The sequence below is a fragment of the Phnomibacter ginsenosidimutans genome (assembly GCF_009740285.1).
Classification (GTDB): Bacteria; Bacteroidota; Bacteroidia; order Chitinophagales; family Chitinophagaceae; genus Phnomibacter; species Phnomibacter ginsenosidimutans.
Map to the genome: position 1 here is coordinate 1,963,541 of NZ_CP046566.1, position 19,706 is coordinate 1,983,246.

Annotated in this window: 19 protein-coding genes, 1 tRNA gene and 2 pseudogenes; 10 read left to right on the top strand and 12 right to left on the bottom strand. The window is 46.3% G+C overall.

The window, feature by feature from the left end:
* Positions 1-31 precede the first annotated feature (31 nt).
* On the top strand, positions 32-1,516 hold the full coding sequence (locus GLV81_RS08495; RefSeq protein WP_157478486.1) for an NAD(P)/FAD-dependent oxidoreductase: 1,485 nt from the start codon (positions 32-34) through the stop codon (positions 1,514-1,516).
* Here the strand turns inward: GLV81_RS08495 and GLV81_RS08500 are convergent.
* From GLV81_RS08500 to GLV81_RS08515, 4 genes are all read right to left on the bottom strand, one after another.
* Entirely contained in the window at positions 1,513-2,103 is a 591-nt protein-coding gene (locus GLV81_RS08500) for a phosphatase PAP2 family protein (RefSeq protein ID WP_157478487.1), read from the bottom strand. The two genes, GLV81_RS08495 and GLV81_RS08500, sit on opposite strands and share 4 nt — an antisense overlap.
* 63 nt (positions 2,104-2,166) lie before the next feature.
* Positions 2,167-2,559, bottom strand: a complete 393-nt coding sequence (locus tag GLV81_RS08505) for a DUF302 domain-containing protein (RefSeq protein ID WP_157478488.1) — start codon at positions 2,557-2,559, stop codon at positions 2,167-2,169.
* 148 nt (positions 2,560-2,707) lie between these two features.
* Positions 2,708-2,782: transfer RNA gene (locus GLV81_RS08510), tRNA-Val, on the bottom strand.
* Between the two features lie 89 nt (positions 2,783-2,871).
* Positions 2,872-3,192, bottom strand: a complete 321-nt coding sequence (locus GLV81_RS08515) for a hypothetical protein (protein WP_157478489.1) — start codon at positions 3,190-3,192, stop codon at positions 2,872-2,874.
* Positions 3,193-3,276: 84 nt separating this feature from the next.
* Here GLV81_RS08515 and GLV81_RS08520 point away from each other — a divergent pair, with 84 nt between their 5' ends.
* From GLV81_RS08520 to GLV81_RS08530, 3 genes are read left to right on the top strand one after another with little or no spacing between them, the layout of a single operon-like run.
* Positions 3,277-4,062 carry an RsmB/NOP family class I SAM-dependent RNA methyltransferase gene (locus GLV81_RS08520; protein WP_157478490.1) on the top strand — a complete coding sequence of 262 codons (786 nt, stop codon included), beginning with the start codon at positions 3,277-3,279 and terminating at the stop codon, positions 4,060-4,062.
* Between the two features lie 22 nt (positions 4,063-4,084).
* Complete coding sequence (locus GLV81_RS08525; protein ID WP_157478491.1) at positions 4,085-4,648, top strand: methyltransferase RsmF C-terminal domain-like protein; 564 nt, start codon at positions 4,085-4,087, stop codon at positions 4,646-4,648.
* A gap of 56 nt (positions 4,649-4,704) precedes the next feature.
* Positions 4,705-5,544 (top strand): hypothetical protein, encoded by an 840-nt coding sequence (locus tag GLV81_RS08530; RefSeq protein ID WP_157478492.1) that lies wholly within the window; start codon positions 4,705-4,707, stop codon positions 5,542-5,544.
* Between the two features lies 1 nt (position 5,545).
* Here the strand turns inward: GLV81_RS08530 and fmt are convergent, their stop codons facing one another.
* Both fmt and GLV81_RS08540 read right to left on the bottom strand, forming a co-directional pair.
* On the bottom strand, positions 5,546-6,484 hold the full coding sequence (gene fmt, locus GLV81_RS08535; protein ID WP_246186331.1) for a methionyl-tRNA formyltransferase: 939 nt from the start codon (positions 6,482-6,484) through the stop codon (positions 5,546-5,548).
* Positions 6,485-6,512: 28 nt separating this feature from the next.
* Complete coding sequence (locus tag GLV81_RS08540; RefSeq protein ID WP_157478493.1) at positions 6,513-7,802, bottom strand: exo-beta-N-acetylmuramidase NamZ family protein; 1,290 nt, start codon at positions 7,800-7,802, stop codon at positions 6,513-6,515.
* A 68-nt stretch (positions 7,803-7,870) separates the two neighbouring features.
* Between GLV81_RS08540 and GLV81_RS08545 the strand changes: the two genes are divergently transcribed.
* A complete protein-coding gene (locus GLV81_RS08545; RefSeq protein ID WP_157478494.1) occupies positions 7,871-8,344 on the top strand; it encodes an FKBP-type peptidyl-prolyl cis-trans isomerase in 474 nt (157 codons plus the stop codon).
* Between the two features lie 46 nt (positions 8,345-8,390).
* Here the strand turns inward: GLV81_RS08545 and GLV81_RS08550 are convergent, their stop codons facing one another.
* Complete coding sequence (locus GLV81_RS08550) at positions 8,391-9,434, bottom strand: aminotransferase class I/II-fold pyridoxal phosphate-dependent enzyme (protein ID WP_157478495.1); 1,044 nt, start codon at positions 9,432-9,434, stop codon at positions 8,391-8,393.
* A 112-nt stretch (positions 9,435-9,546) separates the two neighbouring features.
* On the bottom strand, positions 9,547-10,758 hold the full coding sequence (gene sucC, locus GLV81_RS08555) for an ADP-forming succinate--CoA ligase subunit beta (protein ID WP_157478496.1): 1,212 nt from the start codon (positions 10,756-10,758) through the stop codon (positions 9,547-9,549).
* A 183-nt stretch (positions 10,759-10,941) separates the two neighbouring features.
* On the opposite strand from sucC, the gene GLV81_RS08560 reads away from it, so the two are divergent.
* Positions 10,942-11,394, top strand: coding sequence for a DUF3276 family protein (locus GLV81_RS08560; protein WP_246186333.1), 453 nt, complete (start codon positions 10,942-10,944; stop codon positions 11,392-11,394).
* A 73-nt stretch (positions 11,395-11,467) separates the two neighbouring features.
* Here GLV81_RS08560 and rpe read toward each other — a convergent pair whose 3' ends face one another.
* On the bottom strand, positions 11,468-12,115 hold the full coding sequence (gene rpe, locus GLV81_RS08565; RefSeq protein WP_157478497.1) for a ribulose-phosphate 3-epimerase: 648 nt from the start codon (positions 12,113-12,115) through the stop codon (positions 11,468-11,470).
* A 174-nt stretch (positions 12,116-12,289) separates the two neighbouring features.
* A complete protein-coding gene (locus GLV81_RS08570; protein ID WP_157478498.1) occupies positions 12,290-13,138 on the bottom strand; it encodes a tetratricopeptide repeat protein in 849 nt (282 codons plus the stop codon).
* 138 nt (positions 13,139-13,276) lie between these two features.
* Here GLV81_RS08570 and GLV81_RS08575 point away from each other — a divergent pair, with 138 nt between their 5' ends.
* The 4 genes and pseudogenes from GLV81_RS08575 (at position 13,277) to GLV81_RS08590 (ending at position 17,776) form a co-directional block, all read left to right on the top strand.
* Entirely contained in the window at positions 13,277-14,377 is a 1,101-nt protein-coding gene (locus tag GLV81_RS08575; protein WP_157478499.1) for a TolB family protein, read from the top strand.
* 90 nt (positions 14,378-14,467) lie between these two features.
* Positions 14,468-14,932, top strand: a complete 465-nt coding sequence (locus GLV81_RS08580; RefSeq protein WP_157478500.1) for a hypothetical protein — start codon at positions 14,468-14,470, stop codon at positions 14,930-14,932.
* 272 nt (positions 14,933-15,204) lie between these two features.
* A pseudogene (locus GLV81_RS08585) lies at positions 15,205-16,226 on the top strand (Ldh family oxidoreductase).
* Positions 16,227-16,453: 227 nt separating this feature from the next.
* Positions 16,454-17,776 carry an aspartate kinase gene (locus GLV81_RS08590; RefSeq protein WP_157478501.1) on the top strand — a complete coding sequence of 441 codons (1,323 nt, stop codon included), beginning with the start codon at positions 16,454-16,456 and terminating at the stop codon, positions 17,774-17,776.
* Between the two features lie 113 nt (positions 17,777-17,889).
* On the opposite strand, the gene GLV81_RS08595 is transcribed toward GLV81_RS08590, so the two are convergent.
* On the bottom strand, positions 17,890-18,348 hold the full coding sequence (locus GLV81_RS08595; RefSeq protein WP_157478502.1) for a hypothetical protein: 459 nt from the start codon (positions 18,346-18,348) through the stop codon (positions 17,890-17,892).
* 116 nt (positions 18,349-18,464) lie between these two features.
* Positions 18,465-19,634 (bottom strand): annotated as a pseudogene (locus tag GLV81_RS21715) (MFS transporter).
* Positions 19,635-19,706: the final 72 nt, after the last annotated feature.

A 19,706-nucleotide genomic window follows, 5' to 3' on the forward strand; every position in this document is an offset into this window, starting at 1 on the left:
GGCGGTTACTTGCAGGGGTTATATTTGCCCCGTGAGTAACCGCCGTTTATCTGTTGCTATTATTGGTGCTGGCCCAGCCGGCCTTACTGCTGCCTACTTGCTGGGAAAAGCCGGCACCGTTGATGTGCAGGTCTTTGAAGCTCATCCAACTTTGGTAGGAGGTATTTCCAGAACAGAGTCGTACAAAGGTTTTCATTTCGATATCGGCGGCCATCGTTTTTTCAGCAAGTCGAAAGAGGTAGAAGATTTTTGGACAGAAATACTGGGCGATGAAATGCTGGAAAGACCACGCAGCAGCCGCATTTTTTTCAACCAACAATTTTTTGCGTATCCTTTGGCCGCAGGAGAAGCTTTGCGCAAATTGGGTGTGATTGAAGCAGCCCGATGTGTGTTGAGTTATTTGCAGGCAAAAATGTTTCCGGTGGCCAATCCCAAAACTTTTGAAGATTGGGTGAGCAACCAGTTTGGCAAACGTTTGTATCAACTCTTTTTTAAAACCTATACTGAAAAAGTGTGGGGCATTCCTTGCAGCGAAATTTCTGCTGACTGGGCGGCACAACGCATTCAGGGGCTTTCATTGATGGCGGCCATTCGCAATGCCTTGTTTCCTCCCAAAAAGAAAAAAGGAAATGATACCGTTATCAAAACCTTGATTGATGCGTTTCGTTATCCCAAGTTTGGCCCCGGCCAAATGTGGACGGTTTGCAAACAAAAAGCCGAAGCTTTGGGCGTACAGGTACACATGAATACCGGCGTTCAAACCATGCAGTTAAATGCCGATCAATCATCTTGGTCTTTGTTGCTGCATGATGGACAGAAAATGGATGGTTTCGATTATGTGATTTCAACAGCGGCCATTAAAGATGTGATTGGTCATCCTGCTTCATGTTTTACAAAAGCAATGCAGCAGGCGGCCAAGGTCTTGCAGTACCGCGATTTTCTGACGGTGGTACTTATTTTAAAAGATCAGCAACGCTTCAACGACAATTGGATTTACATCCACGACCCTGCGGTAAAAGTAGGCCGCATTCAACACTTTAAAAGTTGGAGCCCCTACATGGTGCCCGATGCAGATAAAGTCTGCTACGGTTTAGAATACTTCTGCTTTGAAGGAGATGGTATGTGGACTGCCACTGATGCAGATTTATGCCAAATGGCGGCGCAGGAATTGGAACACATTGGCTTGGGTAAAGCGTCAGAAGTATTGGATGCGTATGTTGTTCGTCAGCCCAAAGCATATCCGGTATACAATCAGGAATATTTACAACAGCAGCAAATCATCCGTGATGGTTTGCAAGCCTATCCCGGTTTGATATTGGTGGGCCGCAATGGCATGCATAAATACAACAACCAAGACCATAGCATGATGACTGCTATGCTGGCCGTTAAAAACATTTTGGCAGGTGAAAATCTGTACGATGTTTGGCAGGTAAACCAGGATGCCATTTACCACGAAAGTGGCGAACGTGGGGCAGAGGAGGGTGGCCGATTGGTACCTGTGGCTGTGCCGCATTAGGCATGTGTGCCCAACCCCTTTAAACCGATTTTTTTGTTGAAATAGTTGCCGGTAACCCAACCGATGGCGATGCCGACCAATGTGCCACCCATTACATCAATCGGGTAGTGAACGCCTACATATACCTGAGCATAGGCAATAGAAGCCGCCCATACATACACCCATTTAATTTTGTTACCAACAATGGGTTGTAATGTAATGGCAATAAAAGTAGCCATGGCAAAATGATTGGCTGCATGCGAGGATGTAAAACTGTAACCACCCGAACAGTGTGTAACCCGCAGCTGCAAAAACTGCAATACATCAACGTTGTTACAGGGGCGTAATCTTTCAACACTCAGCTTAATTAACCGACTGCTCACCGTATCTGAAAGACCGATGGTAGCAATAAAGCCTGCTATCCACCAGGCACCTCTTTTTCCAAAATTAATAAGGGCAAAAGCGATGAGAAAAATATAGAACGGATACCAAACTTCCTGGTACCGCAGCCATGGTACAACAGTATCAAACACAGGATTGCTCCAGCGTCTGTTGACGAGGTACAGCCAGTAGGCATCCAGTTTTTGTATTGCTTCAGGAAAAGCCATGCTGCGCAAATGTCAGGACTCTGCATCAAACCACGCACAGCAAATTGAACAAAGGCTACAGGGCTATTTTAACGCAGCAATCACAGCCTCCATTTTTGACTGCACAGTTTGAGCCATCGTACCAAGGGCCGGATTTTGAATGCCCTGCATAGATGCTACAGGATCAACTGCAAAAACTTCGGTTGCTATTTCATTCAAGGCTCGTACCACAACATTGCATGGCAGCATTACACCAATGTGTGGCTCGTGTTGCAGCGCTTCGTATGCAAACCCCGGATTGCAGGCGCCGAGAATGGTATAGGGTAAAATTTCCTTACCTAATTTTTCCTGCATAGCAGCCTTCATATTGATGCTGGTAATGATGCCAAATCCTTCTTGCTTGAGAGCGGCAGTGGTAAGTGCTATTGTTTCTTCAAAAGTTTTACCCTCAATCACGGTGCTGAAATAGTAAGCCATACGTTGGTTTGTTTGTGGCTAAAGCTATTTTATCGAAATAGGCTGGCAGGTAATCTATGTCACGATACAATGGCAGAATAAAACAAATTGTAGAGTGCAGTGGCAACAAAGAAAAAGGTCGAAACACTTTTCAGTATTTCGACCTTTGTGGGAGCACACGGGTTCGAACCGCGGACCCTCTGCTTGTAAGGCAGATGCTCTAAACCAGCTGAGCTATGCTCCCTTTTTTGATACCCCTGTATCGTTTTGGGAGTGCAAAAATAGGGGTAGGATTTAATCTGCAAAATTTTTTTTTCTTCTTTCTCAAAAAAATTAATTCGGTTGCAGTTGAGGAAGTCTATACGGTTGGCCATCAACCACATACAGCTCATCAATCTCTATGCTCCAGTACTTTGCCAAGGGCGATTTTTCCAATATCTGCAACACTTCTTTTTTAGAAGTTCCACTCATCACTATCCAGCTGCGCATACTTTCCAAACTCACCGTGTAACTATCTACAATTCCTTTGTTGATAAGGTAATTGATATAGGTACGATGGGGTGGAACCAGCGTCATAAATTCTTCATCCATCTGAAAGTGAATGGTGACCTGATACTTCTGTTGTTGCGACTGATTTGTATTTGCTCCTTCCATAGGTTTTTTCCTTTAGATGCAGGAACCACTTCAAAGTAAGAGGTCATTTGAGATAATTTCGCTGCATTATCATTTTTTTACAATATGCCGACGCTACCTGCTGCTTTACTCAAACAACTGACTGCTGCGCCTGGTTTTGACGAACCAGCTTTTGTAGCTGTGCATGCAGCAGCGCAGCCACCTGTGTCGGTGCGGTTGCATCCAAAGAAAATTACGCCAGAAGAAACGGAGCATTTGCCAATAGCTGCGCCTGTTTTATGGGCTGAGCAAGGCAGGTATCTTTCTGAAAGGCCTGTATTTAGTTTGGATCCTTTATGGCATGCTGGTGCTTACTATGTGCAGGAAGCCAGCAGCATGGCCATTGAACTTGCGTGGCAGCATGTGCCGCAACAACAGCCCGTCAAAGTATTGGATTTGTGTGCGGCACCTGGCGGCAAATCAACACACTTACTGTCGTTGATGAAGCCAAAAGATGTGTTGGTAACGAATGAAGTCATCAGCAGCCGCGTTAATATTTTACTGGAAAATATTACCCGCTGGGGAAATGCCAATGTGTTGGTGACGAATAATGATCCGAAAGATTTTGGACAACTCGATGGACTGTTTGATGTGCTTTTGATTGATGCACCATGCTCTGGTAGCGGACTATTCAGAAGAGACCCGGAAGCTATTCGGGAATGGAGCGAAGACAATGTGGCTTTGTGTTGGCAGCGACAGCAACGCATCATTGCCGATGCGTGGAATGCATTGGCACCGGGCGGAATTTTCATGTACACCACCTGTAGTTTTTCTCCAGAAGAAGATGAAGCGGTGGTAGATTGGGTGCATCAGCAATTTGATGTAGAATCGCTGGCTTGTTACTATTCCTGAATCTTCAGGCATTGTAACCAGCATGAGTGAAACAATGAATCATCCGTGTTATCGGTTTTATCCAAATCTGGTGAAAGGAGAAGGGTTTTTTATGGCCGTTTTTCAGAAAAAATCTGCGGCTGAAGCAATAACCATTTCAAGCGCAAAGCAAAAAGCCTACCGAACCATCAAAGCTGCTCAACCGCCAGCAGACGTTGCCCGTTGGGTAAAAGAAGAAGCGGATCTTCAATGGTATATGCACAAAGATGTGTGGTATGTAATGACTGCAAACACATTTGACACATTTGCGCAGTTACAAAACACTTTAAAAGTGCGGAAGGCCGGCGTGTGTGTGGGTGAAATGATGCATCAGCAATTGCAACCAGATCATGCATTGGCCATGAGCGAATGCATGAACAGCAACATTCGTTGCATCGAATTATCATTGTCCGAAGCGTTAAAATTTTTGCGTAAAGAAGCTATTGAGGTAGAAGCTGAAAAAGGCTGGCACTTGGTTTGCTTTCAACAAGTGCCATTGGGTTGGATAAAGCATTTGGGCAACCGTAGCAATAATTACTATCCCAAAGAGTGGCGATTGAGAATGTAACACAGTTTGTGCACATGCACATAGCTTTTCATCGCAAACCAACATTTTTGCAAGCCATGAAGAAAAGAATATTTTTTGTAGCTATATATCTGTTACTGCTGGGACTCCAGCTATCTGTAGCACAGCACCGCGAAGTATTGCTGCGCAGTGGTTTGCCTGTGATTGCTTTTCGGGCAGACAGCAGCATCAATACAGAAGCGTTGCGGATTGCATTTGGCATGTCGCCTGAGCAGTATGCGGCGCTTAATCCAATTGACACTGCTCATGCCCACCATCAGCATACCATTTTCCTGACTGTTCAATCTTTGCTCAGCGATAGCTGTGCCGATAAGCATTGTGTAGAGCTGTACTATCTGGCACAAAAAGGAGATCATTTTCAAAACCTGGCGCCTTTGTTTGGGAAGGCCAACCCGAGGGTGTTAAAGGCGTTGAATCCAACGTATGAATTGGAGTTGGAAGGCAAGCCTGTATTTGTGGGTTTCATGCCTTTGTCTTTATTGTCGCCCATTTTGGCACATGAACAGGCAAAAACACCCACGGATATTCCGCACAACATTGAGCCCAAGAAATTTCCGCCGGTGTATACAGGTGCCGGAGCTTACGCTGCAGAATTTGCCGGCGCAGATTCCACGATGAAAGAAGGCAAGGCCCGCTACTTTAAAAGCATGGCTGGTTGGTACGATGGTAAATTTTACATACTCAGCAGTCAGTTTTCCATTGGCACAGTTGTAAAAGTGACGAACAAAAAAAATCAGCAAATGATTTTTGCGAAAGTGATAGGCGAAATGCCGGTATTTAAAAAAGGAGAATCCATTGTGGCCCGACTCAGCAGTGCTGCCTGTGCTGCGCTGGATGTGTGGGATGAAAATGATTTTGACATTATCATCCAGCAATAAATCAGGCTTGATCCATGCGATAGCCCCGCAGGAAATCTGCTACGGCCATGCGTTTTTTTCCTTCCATTTGCAACGTCAATATGTTTACCCAACCATCAATAGCTGCATAGCGGATATAAGTTTTTCCATCGCTGTCAATACTGCCAGGAGTTTGGTGGTGAGCTTCAGTACTGAAGCTGCTTTCAAAAACTTTCAGCATTTTGCCATGCAGTTGTGTAATGGCGCCGGGAAAAGGCGATAAGCCGCGTATCTGATTATGAATGGACGCTGCTGAATGATTCCAGTCTATCTGACAGGTTTCGGTAAAAATCTTCGGTGCATGTTTTAGTTGACCTTCATCTGTAGGTTGTGGTTGTTCGTGAATACTGCCATCAACCAAACCGGTTACAGTTTTTACCAGTAACTCTGCGCCCAAATTTTTCATGCGGTCGTGTACTTCGCCTGCTGTTTCATTGTCACCAATGGGCATGCTGGCTTGCAACAGAATATTGCCTGTGTCGATAGCATGCTGCAATTTAAAGGTCGTTACACCGGTTGTTTTTTCACCATTGATGACAGCCCAATTGATGGGTGCCGCACCACGATATTGTGGCAGCAAACTTCCATGCACATTGATGGTGCCCATCGGAGGCATGTTCCAAACTATTTCGGGCAACATGCGAAAGGCCACCACCACTTGCAAATCGGCTTGCAATGATTGTAATGCTTCAATGAATTCAGGCGCCTTCAACTTCTCTGGTTGCAACACCGGCAGCCTATGTGCCACTGCATATTGCTTCACGGCACTTTCCGTCAGCTTCATGCCACGGCCGGCAGGTTTGTCTGGTGCAGTTACTACAGCCACTACGTTGAAACCCGCTTGCAGCAAAGCATCCAACGATGCAACTGCAAACGCTGGTGTGCCCATAAATACAATTCGTGGTGTTGCTTTCTCTATCATAACCTCTGCCTTTGCGGCTGCAAATGTGCTATTCAAAATCTTTGTAGAGCAAGTATTTTTTACGGGTGGCTTTGTATTGCTTCAAACCGGGCTGCCAGCTCTTTCGGATTTCCGCTTCTGTTTTACCATTCATGATTTGCCACATCAAAGTATAGTTGCCAGCCAGCTTATTGAAGAAGTAATCTTGCCAGTTGGGGTTGTTCTTTTTCGGACGTAAAAAGAAACTGTCTTTGTTGGGAAACAATTTGTAGGCATCCAAAATATAACGAAGCTGTATTTGTTTCCACTTTGGCTTGGTGATGTCTATTTTCTCGTTGCGCAAATCAAAGCCATAGCACAGGTTGTTTTGCTGGGGTGGTGTTTTGGCACCAAACATGCTTACCGGAGTAAAACTAAAGAGTGAGTCTGGCATAGTGGGGTGACCAAATACTTGAAACGGAAATGTAGTACCACGGCCCAAACTCACATCAGTGCCTTCAAAAAAGCAGGTGCTGCTATACAGGAAAATACTTTGCATGTTGGGCAGGTTGGGGCTGGGGCGAACAGGCAGCTCGTAGTAATCGCTGTGGGTATAGTTCTGACATTTAATCACCAGCATGTGAAAGGGTGTGTCCTTCGTAGGCACCGCTTTTTTAAAGGTTTCCATCATGCTGTTGGCTTTTGGGGTAAGCCATTTTTCACCTACTAGCATTTGTGCATATTCGCCAATGGTAAGGCCATGCACAATCGGAATGGGTTGCATACCAACGTGGCTCTTGAATGGTTTTTCAAGAATAGGACCATCTACATAAAAACCATTGGGGTTGGGTCGGTCAAGAATCAACAAGGGCTTTGCATTTTCAATGCAGGCATTCATATAATCTTCCAATGAAGAGATGTATGTATAGTAACGCATGCCCACATCCTGCACATCAAATATCATGATGTCTACATCTTTCATTTCATCGGCACTGGGGGCATACTTGCCGCCGTACAGGCTTACAATTGGAATGCCCGTAGCAGAGTCAACACTGTTGCCCACTTTTTCGCCGGCATCGGCCGTGCCTCTGAAACCATGCTCGGGTGAAAAGATTTTGACGAGTTGTACGCCCCGCTTCAGCAGGGTATCAGCCAAATGCACTTTGTTGGGCCCCACCACCGTAGTTTGGTTGGCAAAGAGTGCCACCCGCTTGCCTTTGAGCAGGGGCAGGTACACATCCATACGGTCGGCACCGGTTTTAATGCCAGTTTTAGGTTTGTTTACTGGCTGTGCAGCCAATTGTAAGCCGCTCAACAGCAGCATCAAAAAGGTCGTAGCAAGAGCAATCAGTTTTCTCATAGGTCTGCAAGTTGCGTAATTTTAGGTTTGCTATCACCATTTGAAAGACTACCTTGCAGCTTCATTAAATCTCACAAGATGTCTGTAGTAAAAAAGGCGATGTGGTGAAGGTACACTACACCGGTACATTAACCAGCGGCGAACAGTTTGACTCTTCTGCAGGCCGTGAACCATTGGAGTTTACAGTTGGCGCTGGTCAAATGATCAAAGGGTTTGATGCCGGCGTAGAAGGCATGACTCTCGGCGGTAAAAAAACCATTAATATTCCTGCTGCTGAAGCTTATGGCGAATGGAGCGAAGAAAATGTAATTGAATTTCCGAAGGAGCAAATTCCTGCCGAAATGCAATTGGAAATTGGTATGGAACTGATGCTGCGTGACCAAATGGGCCGCCCTGTTCCTGTAATTGTACATGCTATTGAAACCGAAGTAGTGAAGTTGGATGCCAACCATTCACTGGCAGGTAAAGAACTCGTTTTCGATATTGAACTCGTAGAGTTGAATGGCGAAAAAGGTGGCTCAAAAATTATTCTGCTCGACTAATCGATTCGATGATATTTTAAAAGCGTTGACTGGTTCAACGCTTTTTTTATGCCCTTAATACAGCGGTTAATTGCTGCACATCTTGCAGCGAATGCGCCGCTGTAAATACTGCACGGTTGAGTGGCTTACCAGCAGGATTTGGATAAGCAAAAGAGGAGATGAGGATGTTGTGTTGTGCAAACCAATGCTCATCCATGTCGGTAGGTAAAAACAAAATGGGAAGTTGTGGATGCAATACAAAAGAAGTAGAGTGCTGTACTTGTTCTTTCATCCAATGGTAATGCTGTTGCAGCTTTACTCTTTGTGCTTCATACAATGTGGTTGCTTGCTGCCATGCATGCAACACTGCAGGCATGGGTGGAGTAGTGGCTGCGTAAAACGGATTGCTGCGCAAGGCAGCTGCGGTGCTGGCATTGCTGCATGCAACAGCACCAGCCTGCACACCCAATGCTTTCGACATGGAAAAAGAAATCATCCATTCGATGTTCTCTTTTTGCGGCAAAAAAGAAGCTACGCCTTTTCCATTGTTTCCGGTTATACCAATGCCGTGGCTATCATCAATCAACACGATCGATGGCTTTTGCATGGCAGATAAAAATTGCCAGTCGTATGCCACGGGAGCTAACGGGTTCACTGCATCTGCAATGATTGCATATGGCCCTTCGTATGTATGGTTGTTGATTTGCTCCACTACATGCTGACTCCATGTTTCAAATGAAGTTGTGGCTGATTGAATGCCTGCTGCTAATACTGCGGGATGACAATTGGGTGCTGCAAAAATGGGACAGTTCAATTGTTGAATAGAGTGCACTGCTGCTTGTCCTGCTGCAAATCCACCAGCAAATAATACTGTGTCTGCAGCAGCTAACCAATCACTGATTTGCGCCTCTGCTTCACTGTATATTTTTAATGGAGTGTTTGAAATACGGGCACTGGGTTGCATCAGTCCGTACTTGTCTAATCCTTCTTTTACCCATTGCATAAATGCAGGGTGCGATGCCATGCCTAAGTAACTATAGCCGGAAAAGAAAAGTTGTTCTCCTTGTTCAGTAGTGGCAAAATTACCCGGTGTTTGTAACAGTGTTTGCATGTAAAACGCTTAGTTCAAAAGTAAGGGTTGTAAAATTGAATAATTTGAATAACAGCAATAGAAAAGCCCCACATGTTTGCGGGGCTTTTCTTATATCAAGTAAGACTTTACTTTAGGCTACTGCTTTGTTTACCAACTCGGCAGCTTCGCTCAGGAGGATGGCACTTTGTACCTGCAAGCCGCTTTCATCAATCAGCTTCTTGGCTTCTTCGGCATTGGTACCCTGCAGGCGAACAATGATAGGAATGTTGATTTCGCCAATGGTTTTGTAAGCATCAATTACACCTTGTGCTACACGGTCGCAACGAACAATACCACCAAAAATGTTGATGAGTATGGCTTTCACTTTGGGGTCTTTCAAAATAATGCGGAAACCGGCTTCAACAGTTTGTGCATTGGCGCTACCGCCTACATCCAGGAAGTTGGCTGGCTCACCACCACTCAGCTTAATCATATCCATGGTAGCCATGGCCAAACCGGCACCGTTAACCATACAGCCAACGTTGCCGTCGAGCTTTACAAAGTTCAGGTTGTATTGACCGGCTTCTACTTCAGTAGGATCTTCTTCGGTTACATCACGCAGCGCAGCGAGGTCAGGATGACGCATCAGCGCATTTTCATCCAAACTCATTTTACAGTCAACTGCAATAATTTTTTCATCGCTGGTTTTGAACAGCGGGTTGATTTCGAGCATGCCGCAATCCAGCGCCACATAGGCATTGTACAAGTTGGTTACAAACTTTACGCAGCTTTTAAAAGCATCACCACTCAAGCCAAGGTTGAAGGCAATTTTACGTGCCTGAAAACCTTGCAGACCGCCACCGGGATGTACCCACTCTTTAAAAATTTTCTCAGGCGTATTGTGTGCTACCTCTTCAATGTCCATACCGCCTTCGGTGCTGTACATAATCACGTTCTGGCCTTTGGCACGGTCGAGCAAAATAGAGAGGTAGAATTCCTTTACAGGATTGGGTCCGGGATAGTAAACATCCTGAGCCACCAATACTTTATTTACTTTTTTACCAGCAGGGCCAGTTTGAATCGTTACCAGTGTATGACCCAAAATGTTTTTGGCAATGTTGGTCACATCATCGAGGCTTTTGGCTACGGCTACACCACGCTGCTCACTACCCTCAATTTTACCTTTACCACGGCCACCGGCATGTATTTGCGCTTTTATCACCGCAAAGTTGTTGCCTGTTTGCGTTTTAATCTGGCGGTAGGCTTCTTCCGCATGCATCACACTCTCCACGGCGATGCCTTCCTGCACTGGCACATTGTACTTTTTCAACAGCTCTTTTGCCTGATATTCGTGTAGGTTCATATGGGGGCTTTTTTTTAGTGCGGCGAAGATAAGCCTTGCGTGTTTTGACCGTGCAGAAATTGCCGATTTTAGGCCCTTCATTTTCCACCAAAGCCTTTTTATAAAAAGTTTGCTATTTCATTCTGGTCCCTATATTTGTTTTAACATTTTCAAAAAGAATTGTTAAACCAAAACTAACTACCTGTGGCCTACGAGCAGACCGACAAGAAAATGGACAGTGTGTACAGTAAGCGCATTAAAGCCGGTAAAAGAAGAACCTATTTCTTCGATGTACGGTCAACCCGCGGAAATGATTACTTCCTGACCATCACCGAAAGCCGGAAACGATTCAATGAAGATGGCTACGACCGGCATAAGATTTTTTTGTACAAAGAAGATTTCAACAAGTTCATAAAGGGCCTCAACGAAGCAGTTGATTTTGTGAAAACAGAACTCATGCCCGATTTCGATTTCGATGCCTTCAACCACGATGAATATGATGGAGAAGGGGATGAGCAGGCTGCACCTGTGGCCGTAGCTGCTGTAGCACCTGTGGAAGAAGATGTGCCGGTGCCTGCACCCGTTGTGGTAAACGACCTGCCGCCAGCCAGCAGCAATGGAAATACCCATTCGCTGGAAGAGGTAGATAAGTGGTAATACTCATTTGCTCCAATAAAACGGCTGCTTCAACTAATTGAAGCAGCCGCTTTGTTTATTATATACGTCCTGATTACAAACTTTTCAATTGGGCAACTGCCGCCAACGGGTCTGCAGCGTTGAAAACGGAACTACCCGCCACAAGCACCGTTGCACCAGCCGCAACAATTTCAGCGGCATTCTTTTCTCCCACGCCGCCATCAATTTCAATATCCACTTGCAGGCCACGGTCATCAATCATTTGGCGCAGTTGCTTGATTTTGTTGATGGTGCCGGGGATGAAAGACTGTCCACCAAATCCGGGGTTTACACTCATCAAACACACCAGATCCATATCGCCTAAAATATTGTCGAGGCTGGCAATAGGCGTATGCGGATTCAGCGCTACACCGGCTTTCATACCCAGGCTTTTTATTTGCTGCACATTGCGGTGCAGGTGAGGACAAGCTTCAATGTGTACTGTCAAAATATCGGCACCTGCTTTCTTGAATGCTTCCGCATATTTCTCCGGCTCCAAAATCATCAGGTGTACATCGAAGGGTTTGCTGGTGGCTTTGCGCAGGCTTTCAATAACGGGCAACCCAAAGCTGATGTTGGGCACAAAACGGCCATCCATCACATCGAGGTGCAACCAATCAGCTTGCGAATCGTTCACCATGCGAAGGGCTGCATCCAAATGCAGAAAATCGGCTGCCAGCAGCGAAGGAGCAATCAATGCCATACAATCAGCGGTTGTTTATTTGCGGCAAATGTCGAGTTTGATTTCGAGTTTACAAGGTTGAATCTTCAGAAGTTCGAAAGTTCCAAAGTTCCAGTGTTCACAAGTTCCAATGTTCAATGGAAAAGGCCTCAACATCTCAACCTACCAACTTCCAAACCTTCCAACCAGTACACCTCACTTCCCCAACCGCTCCAGTGCTTCCTTCGCTTCTGGTATGTTGTTGCTGATGAGCACACAACGTTCGTAAGCCTTGATGGCAGCGGCTTTGCGGCCCGCGGTTTCTTCGCTTTTACCCAGCCAATACCAGGCCTCTGCATTCTTGGCATCAATCTCTACCAGCTTGGCAAAAGTGGCAGCAGCTTGTGCAGCATTGCCTTCATCAAACCAGGCGAAACCTTTTTCCATGTAGGCATCGGTAAATGCATAATCGTAGCGGATGGTGCTGTCCATCCATGCCCTGGCTTGTGCATAGTTTTTAATGGTATTGTAGTAAATGCCTTTTACATAGCACACACCTGTATACACTTCCCGGGTGGGAAACTGCCGTACAATTTGCGGGCAAAATGTAAGCACCCTTTTGTCGCCGGCTTCGGCTAAAGTATTGGCCAAGCTCAAGAAAATGGTCGGCTCATCTGCTTTGCGTTGCAAATAATATTCATACGCAGCAATGGCTTTCGGGTATTGTTGTGCCGCTCTGTACAAATCGGCTTTTACCAAACTGTAAATTAGATTATTGACCGTGTCTCGTTGCAGTAAGGTGTCACACCAGGTTGCAGCGGCATCGGTTTGATTGCGTTGGCTGAGGGTATCAATCAACCGGTCTATCAGCACCACACTATCCGGATATTGGGCTATTTGCTGTTCCATGCCGGCCAGCAGCGGGTCTTTGCTGGCAGCCGTTGTTGTTGTCTTGTCTGCTGCACCGTTGTTGTCGCAGGCTGTCAGGACACTGCTCAGCACCGCCATCAACAGCACTATTTTTCTACCAAACATCTTTCGTTCCTTTTGCTGCAAATAACGCATAAATAGCTGTTGCGTATTGTGGGCACCCTCGTCAACGTTCGTACCATCATTTGCATACCTCCGCCAAATCGGACAAAGGCATGACAAATGAAACCCGGCAGGGGAGTTACTTTTGCCGGATAGCCAAAAATGAACCGCATGAATAAACTGATGCTGCCTGTGATGCTCCTCATATCCGGAGCTGTTTTGTTTTCTTTTACCGGAAAAGTGTCGCCCATGGAGCTGGTCTCTACTGATTCGCTTCGTTATGCCGACGAGAAAAACCTTCGCAACATACAACAACTCACTTTTGGCGGCGACAATGCCGAGGCTTATTTCAGCTTCGATGATCAGTGGATTATTTTCCAGAAAACAAATCCCAAAGAAGGCATCACCTGCGATCAGATGTTTATTGGCAAAGTGCCTGCACCCGGCGAAAAGTTTACCTACAAAATGGTGAGCACCGGCAAAGGCCGCACTACCTGTGGTGCTTTTACCAAAGATGGCAAGCACGTGATTTACGCCAGCACTCACTTGGGTTCAAGCGATTGCCCACCGGTGCCCGACCGCAGCAAGTATGGCAACAAATACATTTGGCCGCTCTACGATAGTTACGACATTTTCATGGCCGACTACAATGGTAAAATTGTAAAGCAATTGACCAATGCCAAGGGTTACGATGCCGAAGCTACCCTGAGCCCCGATGGTAAAAAAATGCTGTACACCAGCACCAAGAGCGGCGACCTCGAACTGTGGATTATGGACCTGAAAACCGGTAAGGAAAAGCAAGTAACCAATATGCTGGGCTACGATGGCGGTGCCTGGTTTAGCCCCGATGGTAAAAAGATTATCTGGAGAGCTTCACGCCCCACCACACCCGAAGACATTAAAGCCTACAAAGATTTGCTGGCCGAAAACCTGGTAGCGCCAACCAATATGGAAGTGTGGATTGCCAATGCCGATGGCAGCAATCCAAAGAAAGTTACCGCTTACGGACAAGCCAACTGGGCACCTACGTACATGCCCGATAGCAAACGCATTCTCTTTGCCAGCAACCATGAGTACAAGCGGGGTTTTCCTTTCAACCTGTACATGATTAATGAAGATGGCAGCAACCTCACTAAAGTGAGCCGCGACCAAGGTTTTGATGCCTTCCCGATGTTTAGCTACAGCGGCAAAAAGATTCTGTTTTGCAGCAACCGCAACAATGGCGGCACCCGTGATACCAATGTGTTTTTGGCCGATTGGGTAGAAGAATAAAACCTTCCTTACCTTTTACGGTTATGGTAAATTGATGGGCGAGCAGTTGCAAAAACGCTTTCCTTTGCTTCAATCAAAAAATCATTTTGTATGTACGCAGGTTCAGTTCATTTGCACAATGTGCTTCGCTGGGTCATCCTTATTTTATTGTTGTTGAATGTGTATCGTCATGCTACGGCATCGGCGCAGCCTTATGGCGAAAAAGACCGTAAGCTCGGTTTGTTCCTCATGATTGCCAGCCACATCATGTTGCTGTTGGGTTTGTTTCAGTACTTCGCCGGTGACCTTGGTTTAAAAGTCATTACAAACGTTGGCATGGGCGAAACCATGAAGAATGCTGCAACCCGCTACTGGGCTGTGGAGCATGGCATCGGTATGATTCTCGCTATTGTTTTGGTAACCCTCGGTTACGGCGTTCGCAAAAAGCAGTTCAACGATTTTGTCAAACACCGTCGTGCCCTCATTTTATATACCATCGCCCTGCTTATTATTTTGGCCAGCATGCCTTGGCCATGGCGTGAAGGCGTAGGTCGCCCCTGGCTGCCAGGTATGTAATACTCAATTACAATATTTCAAAAGCGATCTCCATGAGGTCGCTTTTTTTATGCCGATAAAGCAAGACAAGTTATGTTTCGCACAGAGGGCACAGAGCTAACAGTAATTATAAATAAATCCGTGAAAATCCGTTTCATCCACCAAATCCGCGTCCCATCATCCTTATCCTATCATCTCATTCCAAAAAACAAATAACAACCTACCTTGCGGCGCATGGAGCAGGTATTTGCATACAACCTTTTGCAGCAGTTTACGCTGCACACTTTTTAGCCATGGGCTGCCCCGAAGCCGATGCACAACTCGCCACCAACGTGTTGCTGAGTGCCGATTTGCGGGGTATCGATAGCCACGGCATTGCCCGCCTCAGCGGCTACTGGCGGCTGTACGAAGCGGGTCGCATCAACCCCAAACCCAATGTGCGGGTGGTACACGAAACACCCAGCACCGCCGTGGTCGACGGTGATAAAGGACTTGGTTTGGTAGTGGCACCCAAAGCCATGCAAGTGGCTATTGATAAAGCAACCAACGTAGGTACCGGTTGGGTGAGTGTGAAAAACAGCAACCACTTTGGTATTGCCGGTTATCATGCCATGATGGCCTTGCAACACGACATGATTGGTTGGGCCATGACCAACGCCAGCGCCCTGGTAACGCCTACTTTCAGCAAAGAGAAAATGCTCGGCACCAATCCCATTTGCGTAGCCATTCCTGCTGGTGAGCAGCCGGCATTTGTGGCAGATTTTGCTACCACCACTGCCGCCAATGGCAAGCTCGAAATATTGCAACGCAAAAATGCCGAAGCCCCACTGGGGTGGGTGCAGGATGCCGATGGCGAACCCACCACCGATGCCAATGCTTTAAAAAAGGTGGCGCCCTGTTGCCCCTCGGTGGCGACCGGGAGCATGGCAGTCACAAGGGGTACGCATTGGGTAGCATCGTAGATATTTTTAGTGCCGTGCTCAGTGGTGCCAGTTATGGCCCTTGGGCACCGCCCTTTCCGGCCTATGTACCCATGCCCGACAATATGCCGGGTGAGGGGCTGGGTCATTTCCTCGGCGCCATGCGCATTGATGGTTTCCGACCGGCTGATGAGTTCAAACAACACATGGACAACTGGATTACCCGGTTTAAAAATGCAGTTCCATCCAACCCGGCACAACCCGTTTTGGTACCCGGCGATCCGGAGCGGGAAATGGAGGCGATCCGTGCTACACAGGGCATTCCATTAGTGGAGGCAGTGGTGCAAGACTTGGCCGCTTTGAGTAGTAAAACAGGTGTCGTTTTTCCTGCATAAAACCGCAGGTCTGTAAAAGCAATGTCATAAAAAAAACTGCGGGTGAGTACAGGAAACTGCATGCAGAAAATGCTGTTATTTTGCCACACGCTGAAAACTACTTGCCTGTAGCCCATGCTATAGGCAATTTTTTGCAGCCTAATCATCGTTCACAAAAGCAATTGTAAACCAATGGAGCAAGGCCGGAACATACAAAAGGCTTTGCCCGACAGAAAAGAGAGACAGGTATGAAAATCATGAAGTTTGGTGGCACCAGTGTTGGTCGCCCAGAGAGAATGGCCCAGGTGGCACAGCTCATTACCGCCGACAATGAACCTAAGATTGTTGTGCTGAGTGCTTTGAGTGGCACCACAAATGCCCTTGTAGAAATCAGCAATGCGCTGGCGGCATATAAACGGGACGAAGCCAAACAGTTGATTGATAAACTGGAAGCTCACTACCATGCATTTGTGCAAGAGCTGGTGAAGCAGGAAGCATCAGTTGCCAAGGCTACTGCCATTGTGCATGAACACTTTGAATTTCTCAACATCATCCTGAAAATTTCTTTCAGCGATGCATTGAATAAAGATATTCTGGCGCAGGGCGAATTGCTCAGCACCAAACTCTTCTGTGTATTTCTGGCAGAAAATGGCATCGATCATGCCTTGCTGCCTGCGTTGGAATTTATGAGCATCGATATGAATGATGAACCCCAGGTACCAGTGATCAGCGCCAAGCTGAAAGAGGCACTGGCGCAGCATGCAGGCAAATCATTGTTCATTACCCAAGGCTATATCTGCCGCAATGCCCGTGGCGAGGTAGACAACCTGAAGCGTGGTGGCAGCGATTACAGTGCATCATTGATTGCAGCAGCCGTGCAGGCTTCTGTTTGCGAAATATGGACCGACATTGATGGCATGCACAACAACGACCCACGTGTATGTAAAAAGACAGTGCCTGTAGAACAACTGAGCTTTGAAGAAGCAGCGGAACTGGCTTACTTCGGTGCAAAGATTTTGCACCCGGCTTCTATTTGGCCAGCACAGCACTACAACGTGCCGGTGAAACTGCTCAACACCATGGAGCCTTCAGCCAAAGGCACGTTGATTGTAGAAGAAGCGGGTAGCACTGGCGTAAAAGCAGTGGCTGCAAAAGATGGTATCTATGCCATCAATATCCGCAGCAGCCGTATGTTGCTGGCCTATGGTTTTTTGCGTAAAATTTTCGAAGTGTTCGAAAAGTACCGCACCAGTATCGACATGATTACAACTTCGGAAGTGGCAGTAAGTGTAACCATTGACAACGCTACTCACCTGGCGGAAATTTTGAAAGAATTGGAACCATTTGGAACAGTTGAAGTGGAAGACAATCAAACCATCGTATCGGTGGTGGGCAATGAAATTGCTGAAACGAAAGATGTATTGATGAAGTTGTTCGATTCGCTGAAAGACATACCAGTACGCATGGTGAGCTACGGTGGCAGCCGTCACAACGTAAGCTTACTGCTGCCTTCTGCCCATAAAACCACTACGCTGCAAGCATTGAATAGCGGTTTGTTTGGATTAGAGTAAAGGTAAGTTGATGGATGATGGTTGTTAGTTGATAGTAAATACAAACAACAATGTGCCGGATTGATTTTATTATCAGTCCGGCATTTTTTTTCGAAGGGAACAAAAAAGAATTGTCAGTTGAAGTTTTCTTTAAGTCTGTATGCTTTTGTCGCTTCTTCTAAATCTTCATCTATGCTCTCGTCGAAAGAGAAGTTATTTAATTGCCACTTATCTTTTGGCCTGTAAAAGAAGAAGGTAAAGCGGATGGGCTCTCTGTCATATCTCACAATAAAGGAGATGATTTTGATATTTTCTCCAGCTGTTTTTTCTGTTAACCAATCGTAACCATAATAAGCTCCGCAAAGGTCTATCAAGTTATTGAGCTTGGTTTTTAAGTCTTTGACAGCGTCCGATTTTTTGCTCATCCACCTATTTGTAGAAAAGCCATACTCTATTGCTTTTTCAGGATCTTTAGCATAGAGCGAAAAAAACTTGTCAGTAATTTCTTTGGGTGTTGTTTGGCCTGCAGATTTTGACAAACACAAAAAGAAAAACAATGACAGAAATCCCAAACGTGTAAATAGTATTTTCATAAATGGAATTTGAATTCTGATACTGAATGATTGTGGCGCCAACGACAGAGCATGAGTTGTGCATTAAACTGCGACAGCCTTGCCCGGATGCAACGATCGATAAGCCAGCCAGGCACTCACCAGCATGAACGCCGAACCCAAAAAGAATGGTGCTCCCGGTAGGTACACATGATGGGCTTTATCAGTAAAGTAGGCGAATGTATTGGTCATGAGTGGCGGGCCTACAATGCTGGTGGCACTCATTAAACTCGTAAGAGCTCCTTGCAATTCGCCTTGCTGGTTGGGCGGTACTTGTCCGCTGATGATGGCTTGCAAAGCAGGGCCGCAAATACCCCCCAGACAATAAGGTATGAGAAACAGAAACATCATCCAGGTTTCGGTAGCTAAGCCAAACAACACCATGCCAAGGGTATACAACAACAAACCGAGGTAAACGCTTTTTTCATTGCCAATTTTGGGGTTGATGACCCGCACCAAACCACCTTGTACAGCACCCACCAATAAGCCAATGACGCCCAGCGAAATGCCAATCATTTTTTCGTTCCAGTTGAAACGTTCAATGCCATAAAAGCTCCAGTTACTTTGTACTGCATGGCCGGCAATGTATACTAGCGTCAAAGAAAAAATGAGTGCTGTAATACTTGGGTATTTGCGCAGATTCAACAGCGATTTAAACGGAATGGCACTCGACCAACTGAAAGCACGACGATGTTCTTTGCCTAACGATTCGGGCAATACAAAATAGCCATACAACCAGTTGAGCAGGCATAGTGTTGCGGCTGTCCAAAAGGGTACACGGGCACCAAACTGACCTAGCAAACCACCGAGTACCGGGCCGAGAATAAAACCGACACCAAATGCAGCCCCAATCATACCAAAGTTTTTGCCCTTGTTTCTGCCGTACTGATATCGGCAATGTAAGCAGAGGCTGTGGTGATGCTACTTCCCGTAATACCTGCTATAATGCGCCCTGCAAACAACCATGCCATGCTGGGGGCGAGGGCCAATAAAATATAGTCGATACCAAAGCCGAACAAGCTGAACAACAACACAGGTCGGCGGCCAACTTTATCGCTCAGGTTACCAATGATTGGCGAAAAAACAAACTGGGTGATGGCATAAGAAAACCCCAACCAGCCTGCCCATTTTGCAGCAGAAGATACATCGCCACCGGTCAGGTCTTTGATCAACTGGGGTAGTACCGGAATAATTAATCCCCAGCCGGTGATGTCGATGAGTAGTGTTATGAAAATAAAGCCAATGGCGGCCGACTTTTTCTCTGCCATGTGATGTGATTGATTGAAGGCCGTAAATGTAAGGCCCAAAGCTTCATGGCTGTAAGCCGTTGGCAGAAAGTC

Coding starts and splice junctions, on each gene's coding strand:
- GLV81_RS08500 (WP_157478487.1), bottom strand. CDS start 2,103: ATGGCTTTTCCTGAAGCAATACAAAAACTGGATGCCTACTGGCTGTAC.
- GLV81_RS08505 (WP_157478488.1), bottom strand. CDS start 2,559: ATGGCTTACTATTTCAGCACCGTGATTGAGGGTAAAACTTTTGAAGAA.
- GLV81_RS08515 (WP_157478489.1), bottom strand. CDS start 3,192: ATGGAAGGAGCAAATACAAATCAGTCGCAACAACAGAAGTATCAGGTC.
- GLV81_RS08520 (WP_157478490.1), top strand. CDS start 3,277: ATGCCGACGCTACCTGCTGCTTTACTCAAACAACTGACTGCTGCGCCT.
- GLV81_RS08525 (WP_157478491.1), top strand. CDS start 4,085: ATGAGTGAAACAATGAATCATCCGTGTTATCGGTTTTATCCAAATCTG.
- GLV81_RS08530 (WP_157478492.1), top strand. CDS start 4,705: ATGAAGAAAAGAATATTTTTTGTAGCTATATATCTGTTACTGCTGGGA.
- fmt (WP_246186331.1), bottom strand. CDS start 6,484: ATGATAGAGAAAGCAACACCACGAATTGTATTTATGGGCACACCAGCG.
- GLV81_RS08540 (WP_157478493.1), bottom strand. CDS start 7,802: ATGAGAAAACTGATTGCTCTTGCTACGACCTTTTTGATGCTGCTGTTG.
- GLV81_RS08550 (WP_157478495.1), bottom strand. CDS start 9,434: ATGCAAACACTGTTACAAACACCGGGTAATTTTGCCACTACTGAACAA.
- sucC (WP_157478496.1), bottom strand. CDS start 10,758: ATGAACCTACACGAATATCAGGCAAAAGAGCTGTTGAAAAAGTACAAT.
- rpe (WP_157478497.1), bottom strand. CDS start 12,115: ATGGCATTGATTGCTCCTTCGCTGCTGGCAGCCGATTTTCTGCATTTG.
- GLV81_RS08570 (WP_157478498.1), bottom strand. CDS start 13,138: ATGCGTTATTTGCAGCAAAAGGAACGAAAGATGTTTGGTAGAAAAATA.
- GLV81_RS08575 (WP_157478499.1), top strand. CDS start 13,277: ATGAATAAACTGATGCTGCCTGTGATGCTCCTCATATCCGGAGCTGTT.
- GLV81_RS08580 (WP_157478500.1), top strand. CDS start 14,468: ATGTACGCAGGTTCAGTTCATTTGCACAATGTGCTTCGCTGGGTCATC.
- GLV81_RS08590 (WP_157478501.1), top strand. CDS start 16,454: ATGAAAATCATGAAGTTTGGTGGCACCAGTGTTGGTCGCCCAGAGAGA.
- GLV81_RS08595 (WP_157478502.1), bottom strand. CDS start 18,348: ATGAAAATACTATTTACACGTTTGGGATTTCTGTCATTGTTTTTCTTT.